We start from the raw sequence: 7,329 nt of genomic DNA, 5'->3' as shown, positions 1-7,329 counted from the left end.
TCTCCATACCCCTCACGCCAGAACAAATCGCTTTCGAAGGTTCCGACTATTTCGAAGCTCTGCGTTATGTTCACGGGTTGCCCACTTTCATCTGTAGCACGGGCCGTCGCGGTGAAGCTGTTCCCGATGCCAAGCCCGAGGTAGGAGAGTGTGTTCGTTTCCACATAACACGATGCATCCTCCAGTGGCCCGGTGCTCTCCAAGATGGTGAAAGCACCTGGGAATTGCGAAAGGAGCTCGTCGCCTATGCCAAGGTAGACCTGATCCTCAAACCTATAGTCGTCTATCTCCCGGTCATAGGACTGTACCACTGTCACCCCTTCAGTCCCGAGAACGTGGTTCTGCTCGCGAATTGTGCTCTGTAGGTCAGCAAGTGACGTCTCATTCTGTTGATGGAAACTAGTGGATAGTGAAACCTGTGCATCAACCGCCACGTCATCCAGCATGTCCTGTTGGACCGAAGGGCCGATGCTGTCGATGTAGAAGAGCACCCCACCTAGTACTCCCGCTGACAAGGCAAAAATGAGTAAGGTCGCCAGAACTCGACGCTTTCGGGATGCAAGTTTGGTCAACACGAACATTCAGCGTTCACCTCTGTAGGGTCCAGCTTCAGCCCAGTCAGCATTCAAAGCTTCAGACAGGTTGACTCTCGTGTTTACCGCCGCAATTATCGTAACTATACCAAGTATACAGCCAATGAAGAAGCCAAGAATTGACAGAAGGGCAGGCCACGGAATCACAACAAAGAGGCGAATCGGGAATGTCAAACGAGTTTTCCTTAGAAGCAAGAAGCTGTTGGCGGTCAAGATAGGAGAGTATACAATAATCAAACCCGTCCCGGCCAGAACCAGCAACAGGAGTTCAGCAGCCTGGGTCTTTACAATATCTGTTGTACCACCTCCAAAGGATCGAAGCAGCGCTACCTCTCGCTTCCAAGACCGTGTATCTTCGATAACATAGAGAATAAACACTCCAACTATGATGAATGATGTGCCCACTATTGATACAGCATCAGCCCCCCTGTCCAGTACGTAGTCTGCTTGGTTGAGATACCTTGCCACTTCATGTGAAACAGCGACCCATCCGCTCTCGGCAAAATCCCCTTCCAAGAGTGCTCTTTCTGCTCCCTGCTCAAGCAGTTCTTGTGCCATTTGCGTTTCATTGGTACCATCTTTAGTAGCGACGCACAGGACATTCTCTCCAGAGACTGTGAAATTGATGTCGGGAGCGATTACATCCCTGTTAATCCACATCACCCGTTTGCTGAATGAGTGCATGTACGGTCCACTCCTATCAGTCGTCTCCTCTGACATATCAGACAAACCCTCAACAATGCCCTGAACCGAAAAGGAAAAGACCTGTCTGTCATTTTCGTTTTCAGTATAGGACGCCTGAATTATGTCTCCCGGGTCAAGGTCGTACTTGTTGGCAAGGTAGTCAGTGACAATGACCGCGGGAGTAGAGGCTTCAAGATCCTCGAGTAAATCAGAGAAAACCTCCGACTCATTCAGTCTGGTTCCCACGTAATCATAGCCCACTTGAGCGAATGTTGTTGGGTCTAAGGCTGTCAAGCTCACTCTTCCTTCCCACCCGGCAGATACATAGACATCCACTGTTGATACTAGGCTAGTTTGTTCAGTTGATGGGTGAGTTGATACATTTTGAAAGAAGGACTCCCAGCTTGCAGCTCCGTAATTATCCAGCTTGAAAGAGATATCTCCACCAAAGGCGAATTGTGCGTGGTTTTCCTTCGTTATGGGCAAAGATGCCTGAACAACAGCCATATTCCACGCTAGACTCATGGAAAGAGCCAGAACAATCACGATGGGAGCTGCAGAAGATGCCTTCTTCCCCACTCTCCGAATGCCAATAGATGCGGGCAGTTTGCCGACTATGCCCTCAAACACCTCGGAGATTCTCAATGAACCCCAACGGAGCCCCTTGATTACCAAACTTGACAATGACACGAATAGTACCAACGGCGTAGCTGACACCGCAACTGAAAGATAGAGGTTCCCTGTGGTGTCAACTCCGAGAGAGAACAACGCGATAGTAGCTACGGTAGATATTCCAAGGAGGATAGCATCCCACCGTACTGCCTTTGCACCTTCCACCAGCTTTTCCAATCTACCTTCTACTTCTCGGGCTGGCTCTTCCATCCTGTATACGGCGAAGTACCCGCTTATGGTGAAGAGTGGCACGAGTAGACCGACAATCAGGGAAAGGAAGAAGGATCCCAATGAAATTAGGAACGGCTCAGTGAAGAATAACGAAAAATCGAACTGGAGGTACCCGGTGGATGAAAGAGCAAATCTGCTCAGCAAAACTCCGAGAAACAATCCCATAACCGTTCCGACAACCGATAGAAGGGATATCTCCATTACTATGGCCATTTCTGTATCCAGTCTGGATGCCCCCCTTGCCTGTAACAGGAGTGCTTCCTTTTTTCGTTCGTTGAAATTGTGACGGACAGCAAGGAAATCCAGAAGGACAATCAAGAGGATTAGCCCGCCTGCACGCGAAATCTGTCGTATTCTCATTTCCATAAGCCAATTTATGTAATTGGATATGGATTGTGTCAAACGATTCCTCACATCGTAAGCAGAGTCTCGGTAGTTCTCTAGCGGGCCTATATTCGAATCGAGTAGTCGAATATTGATTTCGATACTATGAACATAGCGTAATGACCCTTGGGGGTCAAAAGGTGAAAGCTGGGTTCTATCAATATCCACGTATACCGACGTTGATCCGGCGTCCTCCGCTATCAGCGTAGAACAAATGATTCCAATTGTTCTGTGTATGTTGAACCAAGAGGCGTAAAATGCTATATCTGCTCTCGTCTCAAGTTGGAAAATACCTGTGATTTTAAGCGTGCCCAGAACTTCGCCGCTTCCAGTTGTGTAATTCACCCAGTCGCCTATGGTTACACCTATCTCGTGAGCTTTGCGCCAGAGAATGGCAATCTCATCCTCGTTTTCAGGGTAGTAGCCCTCTTTTATCTGGAAGATTGTTGGGAAGATAGCGAGAAAATGAGAGCTGGGTGCTGCGAGATTCTCGTGAGTGTATTCATTCTCCACAACCCCGCCCAATCGTCCAGATATGAACCTAACCAAGCCTAGCCTCTGCACACCTTCAATATCTTGGAGTTCATCTATCCGTTCCTCGATATCAGGGCCATCAACACGCATCGAAATTGGGCCGATATCAACAGCTCTTGACCATTCATGAACAGAGTAAGAATCCACATAGGTGGTCAGTCCCATAGCAAGACCAGCTGCGAGTAACAGACATAACAGTGTCAGGCCTTTTCGTTTCCATCCTACGCCTGTGTCATACGTTGCATGAGCTGACAAACAGAACCTCCCTCCGATTATCCTGCACTCAGGAACGATCCCAATGAATTTCATAGTTAATATCTGTCATTGTAGCATCACTGCCGGGAGACACTCAAGGAATTTCAATGCTTTTAGTTCTTTCGACAATATCGGCTCTGTAAAATAATTCACCTTGCAGCACACTCCAGGAAGTTCACCTGTTGGATGTTGTGCAGAAGGACTTTGATCAGCAGCTCTCGTCGCCGCTCTTTGTACCCCCGTGAGCTCAGACTTCCACCGAACCGTACTTTCAGCATGCTGAACACGGTTTCTGCAAGGCTTCGCTGACCGTACTGATGCGTCCGCTTCCACTTATCCGGGTTAGCTCTGTACTCCCGTAATAATCGCCCGTATCCTCTGTGGCCCCGGGATCGAGCTCGTAGGTTCCGTTTGGGTTCGATAGCCGGGTAGGCACCCAGCTCGGTTACGAACTGAGCGTTCTTCTTGGAGATGTAGGCCTTGTCACCGTAGACCGTTGCAAGCTCATTGCCTGGCACCCGTCGCAACAGGGAAACCAGGTGTTTGGCATCTCCCCCGGGTCGAGCTCGTATCCGGGCCGCATGAACCAGCAAGCTCTCGGTATCCACGGCCGCGTGAAGGGCATGGAACCGTCGTTTCCGCGTCTTCTTGAACCGCACCGATAACCACTCACCACCGGTCGCATGGGAGAAGCCAGTGGCGTCCACCGCGACCCGTCTGGGAGGAGGTTGCTTCCGGGCAACGACCTCGTACAGTCGGTGGAGGAGCCGGGTATCCAATCGTTTGAGAGCTCCGTTGAGGAGGGTGTGACTGGGTGGGCGTTGAAGACCCAGTCGGGCAAGCAGCTCTGGCTGAAGGGCAAGCCAGGCCACGAAATCACGATACCCCAGTCTGGCATCAAACTTGAGCCCGAGAAGGACGAACAGCACCGGGAGAGGGAATTCCACCGGTCGACCACGGTGAGACCGGACATCCGGAATGGTATTGCAAAGGCTCATAAGCTCTTGAAGGAGATAATGAAAACGGCGAGCTTTGGCCGCGTTGTATGACCTATCGTAAGCCATAAATCCTATGCCGTGGGCGACTCGCCTCTTAATCCTTGTATTATTTTACAGAGCCTCAAATCTAAATAGACTTATATAATGGCTGCAGCAAGACACGCAGTATACCTCCAGATTGAGGAACGGATGCTATTCTGGATACATACCTATGGCTTCATCGTGGATATTTCATCTTCGGTTCGGGTATATAAAATCGGTTTTCAGGTGAATAGAATGAAATGGCTAAATCACGATATCTTAATGGTGCCTGGTCCATCGGAACCATACCAAGAAGTCCTTGCGGAACTCTCTAGACCTGTCTTGCCTCACTACGGTTTAAAGTGGAAGGAAATCTATGAGGACACACGAGATGGTCTACAGAAGATATTCGAAACCGAGGAGGAAGTCATAATTGTCCCCGGGTGTGGTAACTCCGGCCTAGAGCTCGCCGTTGCCAATCTAGTCGAAAAAGATGACAAGATTTTGGTGGTCTACGACGGTTTCTTCGCAGACTATTTCAAGGAATTAGTGGAGGCCTACGGAGGGACTGCGGTTCTAGCCTCTGCACCTTACGGGAAGGCCGTAAAACCTCGACAGATAAGAGAGGTTGTAGACGAAGTGGGGGGCATCAAAGGAATCATTTCGGCGCATAATGAGACTCTTGCTGGAGTGAAACACGATCTAGTCGGAATAGGGAAGATTGCAGAAGAATTCGACCTGTTCAACATTGTGGATGCGATCTCGTCCTTTGGCGGAATGAAAATCGATATGGACAGGTGGGGTATAGACATCTGCATTGGATATGCCAGCAAGTCGCTCGGAGGTGTCAATGGAATCACTCCTGTAGCCATCAGCAGTAGAGTTTGGGACGACATTGCGGAACGACAATCTGTTGTGCACAGTCGCTTTCTCGATTTGAACCTATGGAAGAAGACTATTGACGAGTGGTCTTCGTGGGGCCATCCTTTCCCCGTTTCACAGCCCACTTCTGTTATTGTGGCTCTCAGGAAAGCCGTCGAAATAGCCCTGGAAGAAGGTCTTAAGGAGAGATACAAGCGGCATAGTATTTGCAAAGAGGTTGTTAGGGAAGCGGTTAGGGCTCTGCATCTTGAGCCTTTTGTGGCCGATGAAGATGATGCATCAGAAACAGTCACGTCCATAGAATTGCCAGAAGAGTTGCTTGCCAGCAATGTGACATCTATCCTAAAGGAGGATTTCAATATTATCATGGGCACCATGGGACTTCTTGGCATAAATGGGCTGAGAATCTCCCACATGGCATTGACAGCCTCTCCACATTATATCATCCCTGCGATATTTGCCTTGGAGGGTTCTCTACGCAAACTGGGATGGAAAGTGGAGGATGGAAAAGCTGTAAAGACTGCTGCCGAAGCATTCTATCGATACACGTAGTCAGGTTCTGCCGACCTATGACAAAAAGGAAAGGGGAGTGGACTCTAAATCAGGTCCATTCCTTCCAAGACTTCCTTGAGCTCTCCTTTCTCCTTTTGCTTCAAATCTTCCAAAGGAGCTTTGACGTGACCTCCGGAAAGGCCAACTAGATCGAGGCACGCCTTTCCCACACCCATGTACATGTAGTTGGTCTTGTATGCTGGTGCCAAGATAGAAACATCCTGTCGCCGCGCCATGAACTCTCCAACCTTTTCGAACAATGGGAGCAGTCTCTCCAGTGCTACTTCTGCCTCATCAAAGTCCTTCTTCTTTACCGCGTCATAGACATCATAACTCAAGGAAGGAGCAAAGTTCCCGACGAAGGTCACAAAGCCCTTGTATTCGAAACCGTAGGCAGCAGAACCCGGAAATTGTATTTCGCCACGGCCATTCAAGAGGACTATATCCTTCGGGTCAATCCTTGCAGCATTGATAAAGTAATGATCAACAATGGGGGTATTATCTTTGACAGCGACAATATTGTCGAGTTTCGAAAGACGATGCATTAGGTCGGGGTCTATTAATAACCCTGAAACGTCAGGATTGTTGTATATCATCACACCAATATCAATGGACTCAGCAATCTTCTTGTAGTGCTGATACAAACCTTCACCAGTGGGCTTGTGGTAATATGGCAACACAACCATGGCACAGTCTGCACCTAGGTCCTGCGCATGCTTAGCCATTGTAATGGTATTGTCTGTGCCCGCTTGGCTGACTCCGGCGACAACAGGAACTTTCCCGTCAACCACATCCACAACAGTCTTGATGACGGTCTTCTGTTCTTCCATTGTGTTAGCATAGAATTCAGTTGTACTACCATTGGTCATAATGACCAGGTCTTTGTTACCCTTGGCGAAATCCACAAGAAACTGAGTGTTCTGTTTCAGACCCTCGGTGTCTACTTCACCCTTTTTGGTTAAGGGGCATAGCTGCACGGGAACAATCCCCTTGCATTTCTCTTTGAACGTTTCAGGAGTCATCATATGATATCACTCTCAGGAAGATGAATCGGAAATCCCCTATAAAAAATTGATTGTAGAGTACCCGAATGTAAGTAGAATCTATTAGTGACTAGCCACACAATTCTGAGCGTTTTTTCTATAGCTAGTCTCCAACCTGTCTCGCCTGAATACGGACATATATCGATATTGGATTAGCATGACGAAACGATTGCGTCTACGGGCCTCAGCAGGAAACAGATCCTATTCTTGCTTGTTGCCATTCAGAAGAAACTGCTTTAGTTCAGCTATAGTCAGAGCAGAAAACCCGAGCTTCGCGAGATTGCGTCCCTCTGTCCAATAGTCTATTCCCATCAAGGCTGATGCTAAAGTAGTCAAAGAGTCGACAACGGGTGTCTGCATTCCAACAAGGCTTGCTAGCCCTGACATAGGCACAAGTGCATAAGGAACATCCTCAGTAACGTAGCGATTATTGAGGCTATTGGGCCCTACAGACTTGAGGAGTTGAGGCGCATGCAATAC

The 7,329-nt window shown here is 48.7% G+C and carries 6 protein-coding genes; 1 reads left to right on the top strand and 5 read right to left on the bottom strand.

Annotated features, from left to right (window positions below; genetic code table 11):
* The 3 genes from GF309_04215 to GF309_04205 all read right to left on the bottom strand — a co-directional run.
* A partial coding sequence (locus GF309_04215) for a hypothetical protein (GenBank protein ID MBD3157970.1) occupies nt 1–581 on the bottom strand: 581 nt, incomplete at its 3' end.
* Nucleotides 582–3,407 (bottom strand): FtsX-like permease family protein, encoded by a 2,826-nt coding sequence (locus GF309_04210; protein MBD3157969.1) that lies wholly within the window; start codon nt 3,405–3,407, stop codon nt 582–584. It lies immediately after the preceding gene.
* A gap of 95 nt (nt 3,408–3,502) precedes the next feature.
* Nucleotides 3,503–4,417: an IS5 family transposase gene (locus GF309_04205; GenBank protein ID MBD3157968.1), complete on the bottom strand. Its 915-nt coding sequence runs from the start codon at nt 4,415–4,417 to the stop codon at nt 3,503–3,505.
* Between the two features lie 78 nt (nt 4,418–4,495).
* Here GF309_04205 and GF309_04200 point away from each other — a divergent pair, with 78 nt between their 5' ends.
* The gene (locus GF309_04200) at nt 4,496–5,806 is read left to right on the top strand and encodes an aminotransferase class V-fold PLP-dependent enzyme (protein MBD3157967.1); all 1,311 of its coding nucleotides are present in this window, start codon (nt 4,496–4,498) and stop codon (nt 5,804–5,806) included.
* A 44-nt stretch (nt 5,807–5,850) separates the two neighbouring features.
* On the opposite strand, the gene GF309_04195 is transcribed toward GF309_04200, so the two are convergent.
* Together GF309_04195 and GF309_04190 are read right to left on the bottom strand one after the other, a co-directional pair.
* Nucleotides 5,851–6,831, bottom strand: a complete 981-nt coding sequence (locus GF309_04195; protein ID MBD3157966.1) for a hypothetical protein — start codon at nt 6,829–6,831, stop codon at nt 5,851–5,853.
* A gap of 219 nt (nt 6,832–7,050) precedes the next feature.
* On the bottom strand, nt 7,051–7,329 hold a 279-nt coding region (locus GF309_04190), incomplete at its 5' end, for a dehydrogenase (GenBank protein MBD3157965.1).

The sequence above is a fragment of the Candidatus Lokiarchaeota archaeon genome, from assembly GCA_014730275.1.
Lineage (GTDB): Archaea > Asgardarchaeota > Thorarchaeia > Thorarchaeales > Thorarchaeaceae > WJIL01.
The sequence above is the reverse complement of the archived record's forward strand: the minus strand, read 5'-3'. Positions and strand labels throughout refer to the sequence as shown.